A 17,508-nucleotide genomic window follows, 5' to 3' on the forward strand; every position below is an offset into this window, starting at 1 on the left:
ATGACTGCTGCGGAGACCGCGACGTTGGCCGGCTGCGAGGGCTTCGCGCCTTGGTTGCTGGTCGAGAAGCGAGGTGCGACGCATGTCGTCTCGATCAACCGGTCTGAGGCTCTCAACGCGGTCAACGAGGAGGTACACCACGCTTTCGCGCCGATCTGGCGTGTTCTCGCCGCCGACGACGACGTCAGATCGGTGATCGTCACCGGCGTTGGTAAAGCTTTCTTCGCCGGCGGAGACATGGTCATGTTCGGGCGCCTCATCGAGGATGCCACGGCCCGCCAATTCCAGATCACCGAAGCGCGAACGGTGTTCATGGAAGTGATCAATTTCCCAAAGCCGCTCGTTTCGGCCGTCAACGGTCCCGCAGTGGGCCTTGGTTGCTCGATCGCGTTGTTGAGTGATTTCCTGTGATGGGGGAGAGCAGCTACCTCGCGGATCCGCATGTGGCGGTGGGTCTGGTTGCCAGCGACGGTGGTGCGGCTATGCTCCCGCTTCTGATCGGCCTGATGAAAGCCAAGCAGTATGTGATGTTGGGGGACCGGATCAGTGCCGCGGACGCCGAGAAGCTGAATTTGGTCACGCGAGTCGCTGCCGATGACGCCGTGCTCGACGAAGCCTTGGTACTGGGCGAGCGGCTGGCCGCACTGCCGGCGCAGGCGTTGCGCGCGACCAAGATTGCCATGAACATGCACCTGTCTCGCGCCGCTCTTGGCGTCCTCGAATACGCGCTCGCGGAGGAATACACGTCCTTTTCGACTCGCGAATTCAAGGAACGCGTCGCGGCGTTTCGTGGCCGCAAGGCCTAACGGTGTACTCGCACTGGGCGGATCATTCCTGCAGGTCGACGGGGGTCGACAGCTCGACGCCGGTGAACAAGAATTCTTCTGCCTTTCGGAGGTGCTTGCTCCACAGCTCGCCGGCCTTCTCCGCTTCTCCGGTCTTGATCAGGTCAAGGATCATTCGGTGAGTCTTGGCCGACCGGCGCACGGCCCGCTCGGCGTTGGCGCCGGTGGTGGGCTGCAGTGATCGATTGCCGTTTTCGATGATGTGGTGCAGCATCTCGTTGATCATCTGCAGCGTCTTGTTGTCCGACAAGCGCGCGATGGCCGCGTGAAAGTCGGTAAGTTGCGAGACCGCTTCGCTGCCAGGGCGCAGCTGAGCTTCTTGCTCGACGATGCTTTCAAGTTCGGCGATGACCTTGGGATCGCGCTTTTGTGCCAGCTGTACCACTAGCGGAGTTTCGATGGTTACGCGGGCATCGTAGACATCTTTGAGGGTGACGCGTTCGTACTCCAGAATGAGCCCGGCGTAGCGCGCCAGGGTTTGCTTGCGCGGCGCCTGCACTCGTGCGCCGCCCCGGACCCCGCGTTCCACCTTGATCAGCGACTCGGACTCCAATACCCGGAATGCTTCCCGCAACGTGGGTCTGGAGACGCCGAACTGCTCCATGAGTTCGGATTCCGACGGCAACATCGTGCCCTCGCTGATCTCGCCGCGCACCACCATGCGCCGCAGTACGGACGCCACCCTGTCAGCCATCTTTGGCTCACGGAGACTGTTGACCTCCACGTTTCCCATCCCTCCGATGGCATGCGTTGTTCAGAATATTCAGTTAAATATCTGGATAGATTACTTGATCCAAAATCGACGTGCTCTTCTCGGTAGGGCAACGAGATGTTGTGTCAGAATCCCATGGCCCGGCCCATCAGATCTTTCATGATTTCGGTTGTCCCGGCGTACAACCGCTGCACCCGCGAATCTCGCCACAGCCGCGCCACCTCGTACTCGTTGATATACCCGTAGCCACCGTGCAGCTGCAGACAGCGATCGAGGATTTCCCATTGCACTTCCGACGTCCACCACTTCAGACCGGCGGCGTCGGCGTCAGATAGCGAGCCGTCGTTGACCGAGAGCACACACTGGTCCAGGTAAGGCTGCGCGGCGTCGAGCTTGACCTGCATCTCGGCGATGAAATGTCTATTCACCTGAAACTTGCCGATCGGCTGCCCGAAGGCGATACGTTGCGCCGCATATTCCTTGGTCAGATCGAGCGCGCGCCGGGCAGCCGGAATTGCGTAGCATGCGACGCCGACACGTTCGCTGGGCAGGTTCGCGACCAGATGGTAAAACCCGCGATTGGGTTCTCCGACCAGGTTCTGCTTGGGTACCCGGACATTGTCGAAAAACAGCTCGGCGGTGTCGGCCGAAAATTGGCCGATCTTGTCGAGTTTACGTCCGCGGGTGAACCCCGGCATGCCATCTTCGATCATCAGCAGGCTGATACCTTTGTGGCCTGCTTCGGGATCGGTTTTGACGGCGGTGAGCACCAGTGTCGACAGCAGCCCGTTGCTGATAAACGTTTTTTGCCCGTTGACCACCCAGTGGTCACCCTGATCTTGTGCGGTCGTCTTGATGCCGGCCAGGTCCGACCCCGCTACGGGCTCCGACATGGCGATCGAGCCGATGTATTCTCCCGCAACGAATTTGGGCAGCCAACGCTGCTTTTGCTCTTCGGTGGTCAATGAGTTGAGGTACGGGACGAGGATGTCGTTTTGCACTCCGAGGCCGATGCCGACCGCGCCTGTCATGAACATCTCTTCTGACAGGATCTGGTTGAACCGGAAGTCCCTGATTCCCAGCCCGCCGTATTGTTCGTCGAATTCCCATCCGATGAGGCCGTGTTCGCTGGCAGCCAGCCAGGCTTCGCGGCTGACTCTGCCATCCCGCTCCCACTTCTCAACGTGCGGAACGCATTCCCGTTCGAAAAACTCACGTGCGGTCGCGCGGAATTCCTCGTGAGTGTCATCAAAGATGTTGCGGCGCATCGTCTATTCCTCCAACTGGCATTATCAGCACCCGGTCACGATCGTGGGTAGAGCCTGACCCGCAGTCTCCTGGCAGAAGAGCTGGTCGGCGAGATGCGCTTCCAAGGTTCGGTACGAACCGCATAACGCGTCGAGCTGGATTCCCCGGCGGCGTAGCGGTGCAGTCTGTGCTCGGCGGTCAATCCGATTGCGCCACATACCTGCAAGGCGGCGTCGGCGACCCAGCGATGGGCACGCCCGGCAGACGCTTTGGCGAGCTGTGCCTGCAGTGGCGCTGCGGTCCGCCAGCTTTCGGACAGCATGGCTCGCGCTGCCTCGAGCTGCGCGGCAGCATCCGCCAGGGCATGGCGCGGCGCCTGAAGTGCGCCGATCGCCGTGCCGAATTGGACGCGGCTACTGACGTGCTCGATCGCGGTGTGCAACGCGGTGTCCGCAACCGACACGAGCTCGGCTGCCAGACTGCGGTGCGCCGTGGCGAGCGCCCGGCCCCACGCCGGCGAGGCATCGACGCCGGTGCCGTCGAGCGGCCCGGTGATCCGTGTCCAATGCACGGACGGATCGAAGGTGTCGAGTCGACTGGACTGCAGCAGTGAGGCGTCCACGACGCATACCGAAACAGAGCTGCCCGACCGGAACGGCACCGCGACGAGGACGGTGGCCGGTCCGAGGATCAGTCCGTCCACGGTGTGCTCGTCCGACGCCGGCGCGATCCCTGTCGACGGGAGCGGCAACAGGATCGTGGCGGGCAGCTCGTCGATCAGCCCGGCGAACTCCGCGAGCATGGCGCGCTAGGCAGTCGGTGTCGGTCAGCAATCGGCCCTGGACCCGGAAGAGCGCTTGCGGTGCGTGCAGCGGGAACTCGGATTCGATTTCCTCCCAGCCCATTTCGCTCAGCCGGTCACCGATGGGCACGTGCTCGCCGGCTGAGGCACCGGCGATGCCCTCGAAGAGCCGTACCACGGCCTCCTCGAGCATGGGCCAGGTATCGTCGTCGGTCATCGCTTCTCCTGTGGCAGGCCGAGAAGATGGTCGGCAACGATGCCGCGTTGTACCTCGGCGGTGCCGCCCATGACCGTGGCCGCCCGCGAATACCACCACTGGGCCCGGACGTTGTCGAGGGTCGGGTCGTCGAGCGGGCCCTCTCCGGTGACCATCCAATCCCGGCGTGCATCGAGGATCAGGTCTTGAGTCGCTTTCTCGGCTCGTCCAAACAGCAGCTTGTCGATGCTGCTGGCCGGCCCGACGGCTGCGCCCGCGGCCAGCGCGCGCACGGTGTTTGCGGTGCGTGCCTGCGCCGCGGCGACGTCGGTATAAACCTGGGCGAACCGCTCACGCAACGCGGCGGTACTTCCGTATCTGATCATCACCGTCCGCAGCCAGTTCAGGTCCGTCATGACCTTGTTGAGGACGGCGTAGCCGTACATTCCGCGTTCGAACTGCATCAGATACATCGCGACGGCCCACCCACCGCCGACCTGGCCGACAACCCGGTCGGGGGGCACTCGAACGTCGTCGAAGAACACCTCGGCGAGTTCGCGGCGCCCGCTCGCCAGTGCGATCGGGCGGATGGTCACCCCGGGTGCGTTCGCGTCGATCATCAGCATCGTCAGCCCCCGGTGGCGACTTTCGGCGGTACCGGTGCGGACCAACACCAACAACCGGGTGGCGGTCGGGCCCTGACTTGTCCAGATTTTTTGGCCGTTGACGACAAGGGCGTCGTTGTCGGCCACGGCGCGAGTTCGCAGTGCGGCCAGGTCGCTTCCCGCCTCTGGTTCGGAGAAGCACTGACCCCACCACTCGGTACCGTCCAAGTAGTTCACCAGATGGCGGGTGGCGAGGTGGGGTGCGAATTTCAGCAGCGCGGGGCCGAGAGTCTCCAGCGTCCACTGCTGTGCCGGGATGGGCAGCATCGCATGGCTCAGTTCCTCGTAGAACAGCGCGCGATGAATCTCATTGCCACCCAGGCCACCGCAACTTACCGGCCAGCCGTGTCGGTTCCATCCGGCCTCAAACAGGGTGGCCAGCATGCGCGCGCCATGTGCCATCTCTTCTTCGGCGGTGCCGAACACCGCCGCGCGCCAGTCTCGCGCCAAATCGAGCTGGTCGAGGAAGCTTCGCAAACCCCGCCGATACCGCGCGGGATCGGACGAGTAGTCGGCCAGGCCGTCGGCGCCTGAGTCCGTGGTGTGGGCCACTGGTGTCCTTCCTTCGCACGCGGGGCTGGCTTTTACGGCCCTAATTAGATAAACAGTTATCTATTATGGGTATGGTAGACGAACCTACAGACCCCAGGCGAAAGGGATCGTCGATGACGGCTTCTGCTCCCGCCCCGAGCTCGGTGGACTTCGACCCTGAAACACGTCTATACATCGACGGCCAGCTGCGCCCGGCGTCGACCGGTGCCGTCGCCGAGAACGTCAACCCCGCGTCCGAAGAGGTGCTCGGCATGTGTGCCGATGCCGGCAAGCAGGACATGGAGGAGGCGATCGCGGCGGCGCGTCGGGCGTTCGACACCACCGAGTGGGCGACCGACCATGCGTTCCGCCAGCACTGTCTGATGCAACTGCACGATGCGCTGCAGCAGGAAAAGGAACGCATGCGAGCGGAATTGGTCGCCGAGGTCGGGTGTCCGGTCTCGTCGACTTACATCGCACAGTTGGATTGGCCGCTTGCGGACAGTATTTCGTGGCCAGCCCGCTACATCAGCGAATTCGCATGGGAACGCGACCTTCCCGACGCGGCCCTGATGGGTGTTCCAAATCGGCGAAAAGTGCTCAAAGAACCGGTGGGCGTGGTGGCTGCCATCACCCCGTGGAATTTTCCCGTTGAGATCATCGTCAACAAGCTGGGGCCCATTCTGGCCACCGGCAACACCGTCGTGCTCAAGCCCGCCGTCGAGACTCCGTGGAGTGCGTTGCGCTGGGGCCGCATCATCGCCGAGCAGACCGACATTCCGGCCGGCGTGGTGAACATCGTTGTGGCATCGGACAACAGTGCGGTGCAGCTGCTGGTGACCGACCCGCGCGTCGACATGGTTTCCTTCACCGGTTCCACCGCGGTCGGCCAGTTGATCCGGCGCATGTCCGCGGAGACGATGAAGCGCAATCTGCTCGAGCTGGGGGGCAAATCGGCCTACATCGTGCTCGACGACGCCGACCTTGACATCGCATTGCCCGGCTGTGTCGGCGCATTGATCCACTCCGGCCAGGGTTGTGCATTGGCCACTCGCATGTTGGTGCCGCGCCAACATTACGAGCAGGCCGTCGAGGTGGCGACGTCGACGTTCAGTGCCGTCGGGGTGGGAGATCCCGGCAACCCGGCGACTTTCTGCGGACCGCTCGTCTCGGCCCGTCAGCGAGACAGGGTGCTCGGTTACATCGAGGCCGCCGCGGAGCAGGGCGGACGCGTTACGGCCGGTGGCGGGGCTCCCACCGGGCTGGATCGCGGCTATTTGGTGGCCCCCACTGTGATCGCCGACGTCGAACCCGGTCACCGGATATTTCAGGAAGAGGTCTTCGGCCCGGTGCTGTCGATCACCGCGTACGAGGGCGGCGACGACGGTGCGGTCGCGTTGGCCAACGACTCCGCGTACGGATTATCGGGCGCGGTGATGGGCTCTCCCGAACGTGCCATGGCCGTCGCCCGCCGGGTCCGCACCGGAACGTTCAACATCAATGGCGGTCTGTTCTACGGCGCCGACGCCCCATTTGGCGGCTACAAGATGAGTGGTGTCGGACGCCAGAACGGTCACGAGGGCTTCGAGCAGCATCTGCAGACCAAATCCATCGGCTTCCCCGCATCTGATCCCTGCGTGTCACGAAAGTAGTCATGACGAACATTCTCAGCGGCATCCGTGTTGTCGAACTCGCAGCCTGGACGTTCGTGCCCGCGGCCGGTGCGGTGCTGGCCGATTGGGGGGCCGACGTCATCAAGATCGAGCATCCCGAAACCGGCGATCCCCAACGGGGACTGATCAATTCGGGGGTGGTAGCCGCGGCCGGTGGCGTCAACCACTTCATCGAGCAACCCAACCGCGGCAAACGCAGTATCGGGCTCGACACGCGCACTGCCGACGGCCTGGAAGTGCTGATGAAGTTGATCGAATCCGCCGACGTGTTCCTCACCAACCTGCTGCCAGAATCCAGGTGCCGCATGGGAATTGACCTGGATGACGTGCGAGCTCGCAATGCGGCGATCATCTACGCGCGCGGTCACGGCTACGGCACGAAAGGTCCGCATGCCGACCGTGGCGGTTATGACCTGGCCGCCTACTGGTCGCGGGGTGGCGTCGGGGCGGCGTACGCGCCGTGCGACGGTTCGTACCCGCCGCTGCAGCGGCCGGCGTTCGGTGACGTCTATGGCGGACTGTCCTTGGCGGCCGGCATCGCCGGTGCGCTCTTCAAACGCGAGCGCACCGGTCAACCGTCGGTGGTCGACGTCTCGTTGCTCGACGCGGCGATCTGGCAGCTGGGACCGGACATCGTCGGCGCCGGAATCACGGGCCAGGACATCCCCCGATTCGATCTGGCAGAGATGCCAAATCCCGCGGCAAGTATCTACGCCACCAAGGATGGACGCCATATCGCGTTCGTATTGCTGCAGTCCGATCGATTTTGGGCCGACTTCTGCAACCGGCTGGGTCGGCCGGATCTGATCGACGACAGCCGCTACGCCGACGCCGCCGTGCGCTTCCAAAACCGCGCCGCTTGCATCGTCGAGCTCCGCAACACCATCGGCGCACGTGATTTGACGTACTGGGAAAAGGCTTTCGCCGATTTCGACGGTGTGTGGGACGTGATGCGCACGGCGCGAGAGATCCACGACGACGAGCAAGTTCTCGCCAACGGCTACTTGCCCCGCGCGTCGGATCAGAACGGAAACGAGTTCGCTTTGGCGGCAAGTCCGGTGCAGTTCGACGAGAAATCGTTGAATCTCCGGTGCGCGCCAGCACACGGCGAGCACACCGATGCGATATTGGCGGAGTTAGGTTTCAGCGAGGACGAGATCATCGAATTCAAAATCAATTCCGTCGTGCTCTAGCCGATGTCGCCATCTGCGAGCCTCGCCCGGCGGTTCCTGCATGTCAACCTCAACTGCGCGTCGTTGGCTAGCACCGAATTGCTGTATTGCACGCAACTGGGGTTGTTGGAGCGGATGCGCACCGACCCCAGCGTGATGATCGACGGCAGCATTCTCGGACTCGACAGGGGAACGTACTGCACCACAGCGTTTCTGTACGACGCACTAGGCGCCCGCCGAGGCTGCGCGCTGGAGACCATCGAGTACCGGATCCCGGCGCTTGAATACGATCACGAGCGTGACCCGGCACGGCCGGGAATACGGTCGTTACTGCTGATGGTCTCGGATCCGACGGTAGCGGCCGCCCGGCTCACCGACCGCGGTTTCGCGGTCGGTGAGCCGGGCGAGGGACTGATCTCGAATGCGGAGTCGGTGCTGGTGACCGACCCCGACGGCGTCGTCATCGAGTTGAGCCAGGCCCGCGGACAGCCGTGCGCAGTGTTCGCGGGCATCCGCATTGCCGCCATCGATGCCGCAGCCACCGGGAAATTCCTGTGCTCCATAGGTTTTGAGCAAACCGAGGAGATTACCGCGGTACCGGTGACGGGTTACCGGCTGGACCCCGGTGCGGAGCAACGGTCGACACAGTGCTTGCTAGCGCGCTACGCGTTACCCGAAGACGCCCACCAGTTCAGTGTCGTCGTGGTGCAACACCCCGACACCGTGGGCAGAGAACCGGTGCCGTGGGGTGGTAATCGGCAGGGCCTCTACAGATGTGCGCTGCGGGTGGACTCGGTGGATGATGCGCTTGCGGCGCTCCCCGGATCGGTCCAAGCATGCGGTGATCCGGTGTGGTGCCCGCTACCGGTACGCAGATCGACGGACTCACGATCGCATTCCTGCGCTCGCCCGACGGTGTGGTGTTCGAATTCGTCGAGCGCTCCCTGAAGTTCTTTGCCACGGGAGACTCGGGATGACGGGGCTATGTTCGCGGCTTAGCCGCCGCCCCCGGCAAGTCCGCGTGGTGCCACGTGATACAACCGCCGTACGGCCGCACCGATCTCGGAGAATTGCAGCCCATCGGGGCCTTGGGCCTGGTACCGATCCGGCGCCTCGGTAAAGCCCTCGATACGGCTGAGTACCGAGCCGTTGACGCGCAGTATCTGTCCGCTCAGCCACGACGAGTCGGCGGACTGCAGCCACGCCACCACTGCCGAACTACGTGCGGGATCTAGGGCCGGGTTCTGTGAGTTCTCTTTGCTGAAGAAGCTCTCGCTGATCCGGGTCGTCGCCAGCGGTGAGATCGCGTTCGCGGCAACGCCATAGCGACTTCCCTCAATCGCGGTGACATGTGTGAGGTTGGCGATCGCCGCCTTGGCGGCGCCGTAGGCACCCTGGCCGACATTGCCCCAAAGACCGGCGCCGGACACCGTGTTGACGACATGTGCAGCAATCTGGTTGCCGCCCTTGGCCTGCGCCCGCCAGTATTGCATCGCATGCTTGGTGACGGCGAACGTGCCTTTGAGGTGCACGGCCATCACCGCGTCCCAATCGGCGTCAGTGGCGTTGAGCACCATGGCGTCGCGCACGATCCCGGCATTGTTGACCACACCGGTCAGCACGCCGAACGTCTCCACCGCCGATCCCACCATGTCCGCGACATCGGACCACGACGCAACCGACCCGGTATGGGCGATGGCTCGACCCCCTTTTTCCTCGATCTCGGCCACCACCTCGGCCGCGGGGTCAGCGTCGCGTTCGACGCCGTCGCGAGTAACGCCCGGGTCGTTGACGACGACGGCTGCGCCTTGGGCCGCCAACTCGAGGCAGTGCGCTCGCCCGATACCACGTCCGCCCCCGGTGACCAGCACGACCCGACCGGCAAGTGCTCCCTGGGATACCACGTTTATGAGTTCCTTCCGCTGAAGAGTTCGACGATAAGTTCCCGGCGCTGCTCCCAATTGGCGCCCCGCAGATCCACATGACCGGATTCGGTCACGATCAGGTCGATATCGAATGTGGGCGTCGACGCGGGGCGACTGAGCTGGGTGACCAAAGCGGACCGGCGCGCAAGACCCGCCTGCGGTGTCGAGAGCACGGCGATGATCGAGATTCCGTCAGCCGAGATGGCCCCGGCAGCGCAATAGTCGGGGTGTCCGCCGATGCCACCGACCACCTTGGTGTCGATCCCCTCGACATTGACCTGGCCCCACGGGTCGATCTCGATCGCCGTGTTCACAGCGATCAGAGGGGCGCCGCGGGAGAGCCGGGTGAGGTCGTGCGTGTATTCGATGCCGCGCAGGATCGGTTTGCCATCCGCCCAGTCGTAGAGGGCCTTGCTTCCGAGAAGATATGTAGCAGAAGGCGTTCCGATCAGTAGCCCGCGTCTGTCCAGATCGACGACGGCATCGGTGAGCAGACCGGTGTCGATGTTGACGGCGGTGGTGACCCGATTGAGTACGGCCGTGCCGCCCTGACCCGGTCCCACCTGTAGTCGCGCCCCTTCGGGAATGAATCGGATCACCGCATCGGCGATGGCCTGATGGATCGCGTCGGGTTGGGTCGGCGCAATCAGCGCCGGGCCGTCTTCGCTGTATCCGACGACGCTGACCAGTTCGGGCTTCAATGGGGGCCCGGCATCTGCGCTGGGAGCGGTGTCGTCGATGATCGCCAGGACAGGGACACCGGATTCGACGAGCCGGCGCTGCCAGGACACCTCGGTGCCGAAATGCAGACCGTCACTTCGTCGCACCAGTCGGGTGATCAAGACGTCGGGCATGAGTCGGCCGGACAGCAACGCCGGGGTGGCCGACAGGCGAGTCGGAACAAATGTTCCGTTGGGGCAGCTGGTCAGCGTCCGGGCGCCCCACCCGGGCATCAGCGCGACAATTTCGCGAAAGGCATCGGGCTCAATGCCTTCGACCGGTGCCGGCAGCCAACCCACCACCAACCGGATTCCGCCGATCGCGCGGGCGATGCGGGAGAGCGCACTGCCGATGTGCCCGACATCCGTCGCCGTGCCCGGTCGGCCCACTCCATCACCGAGAGCGATAGTGGCGCCTGGATGGGTCAGTGATCGCAGCGCGTCCTCGAAGTCGCCGGCAGCGATCACGGGAACGGGCTCATCGCGGTTCCTTCGGCAGACCCAGAATCCGCTCGCCCAAGATGTTGCGCTGAATCTCGCTGGTTCCGCCGAGAATGGTTTGAGCGCGGCCAACCAGCATCGCGTGCACCAGCTCGTTGTCGGCCGGGTCGGCCATGGCATCGGTTCCGAGTGTCTGGGTGGCCAAGTCCCCCAAATCGCGGTCCGTCTCGGAGGTCATCAGCTTGAGTACCGAGAACGCCGCCGAGTTGGTGTCGCCGTCTTTCACCGCGCGCTCCCAAATGAAGCGAAGCAGCCAGATCCGGGCCCATAACCTGGTCATCGACCGGACGAGCACGGGGTCCAGCCTGCCGTGGTCGCGGGCGGCCTGCGCCATGCGCCGCTCGTGCATTCGCAACATGCCGACAGCCTGCGTCCCCAGCGTCAGCCGTTCCCGGCCCAGCGTCACCATGGCCAAGGCCCAACCCTGTCCGGGCTCGCCGATCAAGGCGTCGGGTCCCAGTTCGACGTCGTCGAAGAAGACTTCGTTGAACTTGCTCTCGCCGTCGATCTGCTTGAGCGGCCGGACGCGGATACCCGGTGAGTTCATCGGCACGATGTACATGCTCAGGCCCCGGTGGCCGTCGGCGCCCGAACGGGCAACCAGTAGGCCGTAATTGGCCGAGTTGGCGGCCGAACTCCACACCTTCTGACCGTTGATCACCCAACCGGTCGCGCTCCGCTCGGCCCGGGTTCGCACGCCCGCAAGATCGGATCCAGCACCCGGCTCGGAAAACAACTGAGTCCAGAGGTCGTCACCCAAGCGAATTTGTTCCAGATAGCGCGCCTATTGGTCCTCGGTACCGAATTCGATGAGGACTGGACCTACCAGATCTACTGCGGTGATCCCGAGTTGGCGTGGCACCCCCGCCCGCGCGCATTCTTCGGCGAAGGCGGCCTGAAAGGCGACCGAGGCGTTGGCACCTCCGTACTTTTTCGGCCAATGCAGGCACACATATCCGTGCTCGGCGAGGTATTTGTGCCACTGCCGGCCGGCTCGACATCATCGGCGGTCGGAGTCGGGCCGTAGTTGCGCAATCCGGCGGGTTTAGGGGCGGACTGCAGGAATTGGCGGATCTGCGCGCGCACCCGATCCAACTCCGGTTCTTGGGCGGAAGCCGGCACGTCAATTCGACCGAATCTCGGGGTTGCGCTGCGCGACAACCGATTGCGATTCGCAGATGCGTACCGTCCTGCGTGATCTCATGCGGACCCTCGCGCCGAGGTAGCGACCGACACGCGCATCTGGACACCTTTCTTTCCGGGGCGCCTAACCGACCCCGCCGACAGAGCAAACAGAGATATAGTTAAATAGTTATCAATCTAGATTAGCCGACGCGATGGCATCAAGCCAGCCGCTAGACCAGCTTGGCCGCACCCGCTATTCGGTCCCAGTGCATCGCCGGACCGCCGAACAGAACTTCGTCTGTACGCGCACGTTTCAGGTACAGATGCGCGGAGTGCTCCCAGGTGAACCTGACCCCGCCGTGGATTTGAAGATTCGCGTGGCTGGCATCGCGTAACCCCTCTGAGCAGACCGCCTTGGCGAGGCTCGTCAGCCACCCCGCATCGGGACTGTCGGCGTCGACTGCCTGCAAGGCCGCAAGTGAAGCCGACCGGGCCCACTCCAGGTCGACAAGGATGTCCGCGCACCGGTGTTTAACCGCTTGGAAGCTGCCGATTGCTCGTCCGAACTGGGTTCGGGTTCGCGCATATTCGGTCGCGATCTCCAAAACGCGTTCGTGCGCGCCCACTTGTTCGGCAGTCAGCACCGCGGTGGCGCGCCGGACGTTGTCGCTGATCACGTCACCCGCGGGTCGGCTGCCGGTCAACGAAGATCCAACCGCACCCTCCAACCGCACCGTGGCGGTGGGCCTGGTGGCGTCTAGCACGCGCTCCGGCTCGATCGTGACCCCGTCGGAGTGGCTATCCACCGTGAAGATAGCCGGAACATCGTCGGTCGTGGCGACGACGACAAGTTCATCGGCAGCGGCGGCGCCGAGCACGTGACGCGCGATGCCGTCGAGAATCCAGGCGCCGCGGCGTCGCGCCCGTACGGCGACCGCGCCGGGCAGCCACGCGCCACCGTCGCGCGTGATCACCGCCGCCGCGGTGAGTGAACTATCAGCCAGTGCCGCCACCCGAGCGTCGTCCCCGAGGTCGAGCAGGAGGCCCGTCGCGAGCACCGCCGAGGAGACAAAGGGAACCGGTGCCAACGTCCGCCCAAGCTCGTGAGCGACACTCCCCAGCGCTGTCGCGCCCAAGGCCGTTCCGCCGAGGCGCTCGGGCAGTGCTATCGCTGTCACCCCGATATCGGTGCAGAGCGTCTTCCACAGCTCGGCGTCGAAACCGCCTTGCTCGAAGGCGATCTCGCGGACTCGTTGCTCGGTGGCGAGGCGCTCGCACACTGCGCGGATGGACTTGGCGAGATCATTGGATTCGTCGGCGGAGAGCGTTGTCATCGGGCGGCTCCGATCGCGCGGGCCAGCTCGGCTCTCGCGACCTTGCCCAGGCCGGTCATCGGATAGCTGTCGACAATTACCAGTCGCTCCGGCCACTTCTGCTTCATCAGTCCCCTCGCGGCGAGAAAACGACACAGCTCATCGAGTGTGACGTCGCGGTGTTCGTCGGAACGTCGCACAACGGCACACACCAGTTCACCCCTGAGGTCGTCGGGCTGCCCGATGATGACGACGTCGTCGACAAACGGATGTGCGAGCAATTCCGCCTCGATCTCGGCCGGCGCGACCTTCTCACCCTTGCGGATAATGAGGTCCTTCAAGCGCCCGGTCAGTACCAGCCGCCCGTCATCCCGGATGCGCCCGGTGTCACCGGTGCGCATCCAGCTGTCGGCTAGCGTGACGGCAGACCACTGTTCGGCGTCCAGGTAACCGGGTGTGACGGCCGCGCCGCGTATTTGGACCTCGTTGTCCTCACCCAAGCGCACGTCGACACCGGGTATCGGTGCACCGTTCGAACGACACTGTTGCTGCTCGGTGTCGGTGTACTTGCTGACGGTGATCATCGGTGCCTCGGTCATTCCATAGGCGTGCACGATGGGGATGCGAAGGTGTCGGCGCACGCGACGATGGAGCTCTTCCGGGCAGGGCGCACCCCCGCCGATCAGCATCCGCAGCGACGGTATCGCCAGTTCTTCTGCCCCGCAGGCGAGTTGCGCGTCGAGCAGTAGACGGTAGAACGTCGGGCTGCCGCCGGTGACGGTCACCCGGTGTCGCGTCAGCGTGCGGGAGATTGCATCCGGGTCGACCTTCGGCACCATCAGCACCGAGTAGCCGGCCGCGATGGCACTCACAATCTGCACGATGCCACCGATGTGAGCTACCGGAAAGGCCACTGTCGCAACCTCGTTGGCAACACTACCCAATCCGAGGTGGGTGGTGAATCCGTCCGTGGCGGTCAGCAGCGTCGCGTCGGAATGTGTCACAGTTTTCGGTGCGCCGGTGCTGCCGGATGTGAAATAGATCCAGTCTGGGTTGTCGGTGGGCGTGTCGGCGACCAGCCCGTGGGGAGCTGTCGGCTCGGCTACCTGCAGGAAGTCTGCGAAATTCGGCGGCAATTCAACAACATCGGTGCCTACCGGAACGTGCTCGGCTCGGCCCTGATCGACGATGAGGAGGTCGGCGCCACACGACTTGACCGCGGCCTCGACCTCGCGTTGGCGATTGATGTGGACTATCGGTGCCTGTCGCACCATGCATCGGGCGAGTGTCAGCATCAACATGGCGGCGTGCACGTGCGAGGGCAGCTGCCAAGCGACCGTCATGCCGGGTCGGATGCCGGCGTCCCACAGCCATTGGACGCCCGCCTTGCTGGCCTGCGCGACCTCGGCCACGGTATGAACCGTGCCGGATCCATCCTGAAGCAGGGGGATGTCCGGCCGGGCCGTTGCTGCCGCGTCGAGCAGGCTCGCAATCGAGCAGTTGTTTTGCACAGCGAGCTTTTCGCGGCGTCGGGTGGTCTGTCGGCCGGCGCGGCTGCGCGTCGGCCACCGTCGGGTTAGCCGATTCGGCTACCCGGGGTAAACCTCAGCGGGAGTTTGCGGACCGCGTACACCTCGCCGGCATCCTCGAATCGTTGGTATTGTCCTGCGAGCTCGAAGTCGGGAAGCCGGTCGAGTATCCGACCGAGCATCACCTGGAACATCATCCTGGCAAAGTGCGATCCGAGGCAGCGGTGCACGCCAACCCCAAACGCCATCTGTTTGCGGGCATTTGCGCGGTCCAGGTTGGTTTGGTCCGGGTTTTCGAATACGTCAGGGTCGCGGTTGGCCGCGGCCCACATCAGGATTGCCCGATCTCCTGCCTTGAGATCCTGGCCGTGGAAGCGGCAGTCGCGAGTCACGGTGCGCGCCAGACCGGGCGTGGGCGTGTATAAGCGCAGGAATTCATCGATGCCTTTGCTTATCAGTTCCCGCTCATTGATGAGTCGCTGGCGAAGAGCACGATTCTCGCACAATTCGAGTAGCACATTAGCGGTGAGCCCGCTGGTGGTGTCCATGCCGCTCAGGATCATCAGGAATGCGTACATGGTGATCTGGATGTCGTCGAGCGGCTGACCGTCGAGTGTGCCCCGCAGGATATCGCTGAACAGGTCGTCACCCAGTCCGCTTTCACGACGCTTCAGCAACTCCTTGTTGATCTTGCCAAAGAGTTCCATCCCGGCGGCCCCGGCCCGGTCCGGATCGTGAGCGCGATCATGGATAACCGTGTGAACCCACTTAACCCACTCGCGGTAGCGCGACTCGTCCCATTGCAGCAGTCGGAGGATGAGCCGCGCGGGCATCGGAGTCGTCAGCTCGGCGACGACGTCGCAATCACCACGTTCGATGAACGCGTCTATGAGCTCGTCGGTGATCTCGATTGCCGTGGGGCGCAGTCTCTCTGCTGCTGCTGGTGAGAACTGTCGCAATGTGACGTCGCGAAGTTCCTTGGTTTGCGGGGAATCTGATTCGATCGGCAGGATCGGAAACGGCATGCCGCTGGCCGGTACCCCGATCGATGGATATGAGTGAACAAATCATCGTCACGGGATGCCTCGAACACCGACGCGTAGTCGACCAGCGCCCAGAAGCCGTCGTGGTGGTGGGAATGGGCTATCGGGCAACCGGATTCGCGCATCTTGGCGAAGAAGCCGTACGGATCTTCCCGAAACTCCGCCGAATGATGGTCCAAGTCGACAGTCACGCGTGCATCGGCCTGAGTCACAGTCGTTGCCTCCGTATCTGATCGGTTACCTGCTAAGAATCGCCACTGCGGCGGTGCCGGGCGCCCCGTACAACTGGGCGAGGCCGACTCGAGGATTGTTGGGAACCTGGCGATCACCTGCGGTGCCCCACAGTTGATGGACCAGCTCGTACACCTGGCGCAGGCCTGAGGCGCCGATCGGTTCGCCGTTGGCGATCAAACCGCCGTCAGTGTTGATCGGTAGGCGCCCGTCGATTCGGGTCGCGCCGACGGCGAGCAGTGCCTCCTGCTCGCCGTCTTTGCACAGCATTGTCTCGGCCATATGAATGATTTCCGAGCCGGAGTCGGTGTCCTGCAGTTGCGCGACATCGACGTCGGCCGGGCCGATTCCCGCGGATTCGTATGCCTGCGCCGCGGCGCTGCAGGTTGCTCCGGGCCGGATCGGCATTTCGATTGAGGTCCGCAGTAATTCGAAACCGCCCTCGGTTCGGCTACGCAACGCCGTCGACCGCAGGTAGACCGGGACGTCGTTGTACTGCTTGGCTTTGTCGCCGCGGCAAAGGACTACTGCGGCCGCGCCTTCGTTCGGGTTGCAGTACATATACTGCCGCAGTGGAGCGTTGACGATTGGGCTCTGCGAGATCATGTCGGCGCTCATCGGCTTGCGGCGCCAAGCATGAGGGGTAAGCGCTCCGTTGCCGAGGTTCTTCTCGGCGACGCGGGCGAGCGTCTGCTCGGAGATGCCGTGGTCGTGCATGTAGCGCATGATCTTCGTGCCGAAGTAGTGGGTGGTAAGGAACATACCCTGATCGCCATACCATTGCGGCAGACCCGACACCGCCGGGTCCGCACCGAACGCCCCACGTGGGTGCTTGTCCAGGCCGACCGCGACTGTGATATCTGCGAGACCGTTCTCGATCTCCCGCGCGGCCAGGGTCAGCAGCGAGTTGCCGGTGGCGCATCCACTCAATGTGGCGCGTGCCGAAATACCGGTCATACCGAGAATTCCCGTGACCGCCTCGGGATTGCTGACTTCGAGGCTGCCCGCATACAGGCTTTGCACCTGCGTCCAGGTGATGCCCGCGTCGGCAAGCGCGCGATTCGTCGCTACCGCACCCATTTCCAGCGCGGAACGGTCGTCGTAGCGACCGAACGGGTGAAGTCCGACGCCGATGACGGCGACGCTCGGCGATGCGCTCACGGTGCTCCCATCGATACTGGCAACCAGATAACTATATATCTATTTGTGCGAGTTAAACTACACCGTTCGAACAACGATCCCGCACCCGGGGACGCGACGACGAAGGGACAACGGCAG

Annotated in this window: 13 protein-coding genes and 2 pseudogenes; 4 read left to right on the top strand and 11 right to left on the bottom strand. The window is 63.8% G+C overall.

Annotated features, from left to right (window positions below):
* Nucleotides 1-806: pseudogene (locus T428_RS35735) on the top strand (enoyl-CoA hydratase/isomerase family protein).
* Nucleotides 807-828: 22 nt separating this feature from the next.
* Here the strand turns inward: T428_RS35735 and T428_RS0112365 are convergent.
* The 4 genes from T428_RS0112365 to T428_RS0112380 all read right to left on the bottom strand — a co-directional run bounded on the left by T428_RS0112365 (nucleotide 829) and on the right by T428_RS0112380 (nucleotide 5,020).
* The gene (locus T428_RS0112365) at nucleotides 829-1,569 is read right to left on the bottom strand and encodes a FadR/GntR family transcriptional regulator (RefSeq protein ID WP_025736722.1); all 741 of its coding nucleotides are present in this window, start codon (nucleotides 1,567-1,569) and stop codon (nucleotides 829-831) included.
* A 113-nt stretch (nucleotides 1,570-1,682) separates the two neighbouring features.
* Nucleotides 1,683-2,825: an acyl-CoA dehydrogenase family protein gene (locus tag T428_RS0112370; RefSeq protein ID WP_025736723.1), complete on the bottom strand. Its 1,143-nt coding sequence runs from the start codon at nucleotides 2,823-2,825 to the stop codon at nucleotides 1,683-1,685.
* A gap of 35 nt (nucleotides 2,826-2,860) precedes the next feature.
* Entirely contained in the window at nucleotides 2,861-3,607 is a 747-nt protein-coding gene (locus T428_RS27650; RefSeq protein WP_342666202.1) for an acyl-CoA dehydrogenase family protein, read from the bottom strand.
* A 213-nt stretch (nucleotides 3,608-3,820) separates the two neighbouring features.
* Nucleotides 3,821-5,020, bottom strand: a complete 1,200-nt coding sequence (locus tag T428_RS0112380) for an acyl-CoA dehydrogenase family protein (protein WP_425412026.1) — start codon at nucleotides 5,018-5,020, stop codon at nucleotides 3,821-3,823.
* 113 nt (nucleotides 5,021-5,133) lie between these two features.
* On the opposite strand from T428_RS0112380, the gene T428_RS0112385 reads away from it, so the two are divergent.
* From T428_RS0112385 to T428_RS27655, 3 genes are read left to right on the top strand one after another with little or no spacing between them, the layout of a single operon-like run.
* The gene (locus tag T428_RS0112385) at nucleotides 5,134-6,651 is read left to right on the top strand and encodes an aldehyde dehydrogenase family protein (protein ID WP_025736725.1); all 1,518 of its coding nucleotides are present in this window, start codon (nucleotides 5,134-5,136) and stop codon (nucleotides 6,649-6,651) included.
* A gap of 2 nt (nucleotides 6,652-6,653) precedes the next feature.
* Nucleotides 6,654-7,865, top strand: coding sequence for a CaiB/BaiF CoA transferase family protein (locus tag T428_RS0112390; protein ID WP_025736726.1), 1,212 nt, complete (start codon nucleotides 6,654-6,656; stop codon nucleotides 7,863-7,865).
* Nucleotides 7,866-7,868: 3 nt separating this feature from the next.
* The gene (locus T428_RS27655) at nucleotides 7,869-8,792 is read left to right on the top strand and encodes a VOC family protein (RefSeq protein ID WP_245604874.1); all 924 of its coding nucleotides are present in this window, start codon (nucleotides 7,869-7,871) and stop codon (nucleotides 8,790-8,792) included.
* A 47-nt stretch (nucleotides 8,793-8,839) separates the two neighbouring features.
* On the opposite strand, the gene T428_RS0112400 is transcribed toward T428_RS27655, so the two are convergent.
* From T428_RS0112400 to T428_RS0112430, 7 genes and pseudogenes are all read right to left on the bottom strand, one after another.
* On the bottom strand, nucleotides 8,840-9,748 hold the full coding sequence (locus T428_RS0112400) for an SDR family NAD(P)-dependent oxidoreductase (protein WP_036467846.1): 909 nt from the start codon (nucleotides 9,746-9,748) through the stop codon (nucleotides 8,840-8,842).
* A gap of 2 nt (nucleotides 9,749-9,750) precedes the next feature.
* The gene (locus T428_RS0112405) at nucleotides 9,751-10,953 is read right to left on the bottom strand and encodes an acetyl-CoA hydrolase/transferase C-terminal domain-containing protein (RefSeq protein WP_025736728.1); all 1,203 of its coding nucleotides are present in this window, start codon (nucleotides 10,951-10,953) and stop codon (nucleotides 9,751-9,753) included.
* Nucleotides 10,954-10,966: 13 nt separating this feature from the next.
* A pseudogene (locus tag T428_RS27660) lies at nucleotides 10,967-12,111 on the bottom strand (acyl-CoA dehydrogenase family protein).
* A gap of 233 nt (nucleotides 12,112-12,344) precedes the next feature.
* On the bottom strand, nucleotides 12,345-13,448 hold the full coding sequence (locus T428_RS0112415) for an acyl-CoA dehydrogenase family protein (protein WP_025736729.1): 1,104 nt from the start codon (nucleotides 13,446-13,448) through the stop codon (nucleotides 12,345-12,347).
* Entirely contained in the window at nucleotides 13,445-14,938 is a 1,494-nt protein-coding gene (locus T428_RS0112420; RefSeq protein ID WP_025736730.1) for a class I adenylate-forming enzyme family protein, read from the bottom strand. The genes T428_RS0112415 and T428_RS0112420 overlap by 4 nt, the downstream gene beginning before the upstream one ends.
* Nucleotides 14,939-15,003: 65 nt before the next feature.
* Nucleotides 15,004-15,981 (bottom strand): cytochrome P450, encoded by a 978-nt coding sequence (locus T428_RS27665; RefSeq protein ID WP_425412027.1) that lies wholly within the window; start codon nucleotides 15,979-15,981, stop codon nucleotides 15,004-15,006.
* Between the two features lie 255 nt (nucleotides 15,982-16,236).
* Entirely contained in the window at nucleotides 16,237-17,391 is a 1,155-nt protein-coding gene (locus T428_RS0112430; protein ID WP_025736731.1) for a thiolase family protein, read from the bottom strand.
* Nucleotides 17,392-17,508: the final 117 nt, after the last annotated feature.

It is taken from the genome of Mycobacterium genavense ATCC 51234 (assembly GCF_000526915.1).
GTDB lineage: Bacteria > Actinomycetota > Actinomycetes > Mycobacteriales > Mycobacteriaceae > Mycobacterium > Mycobacterium genavense.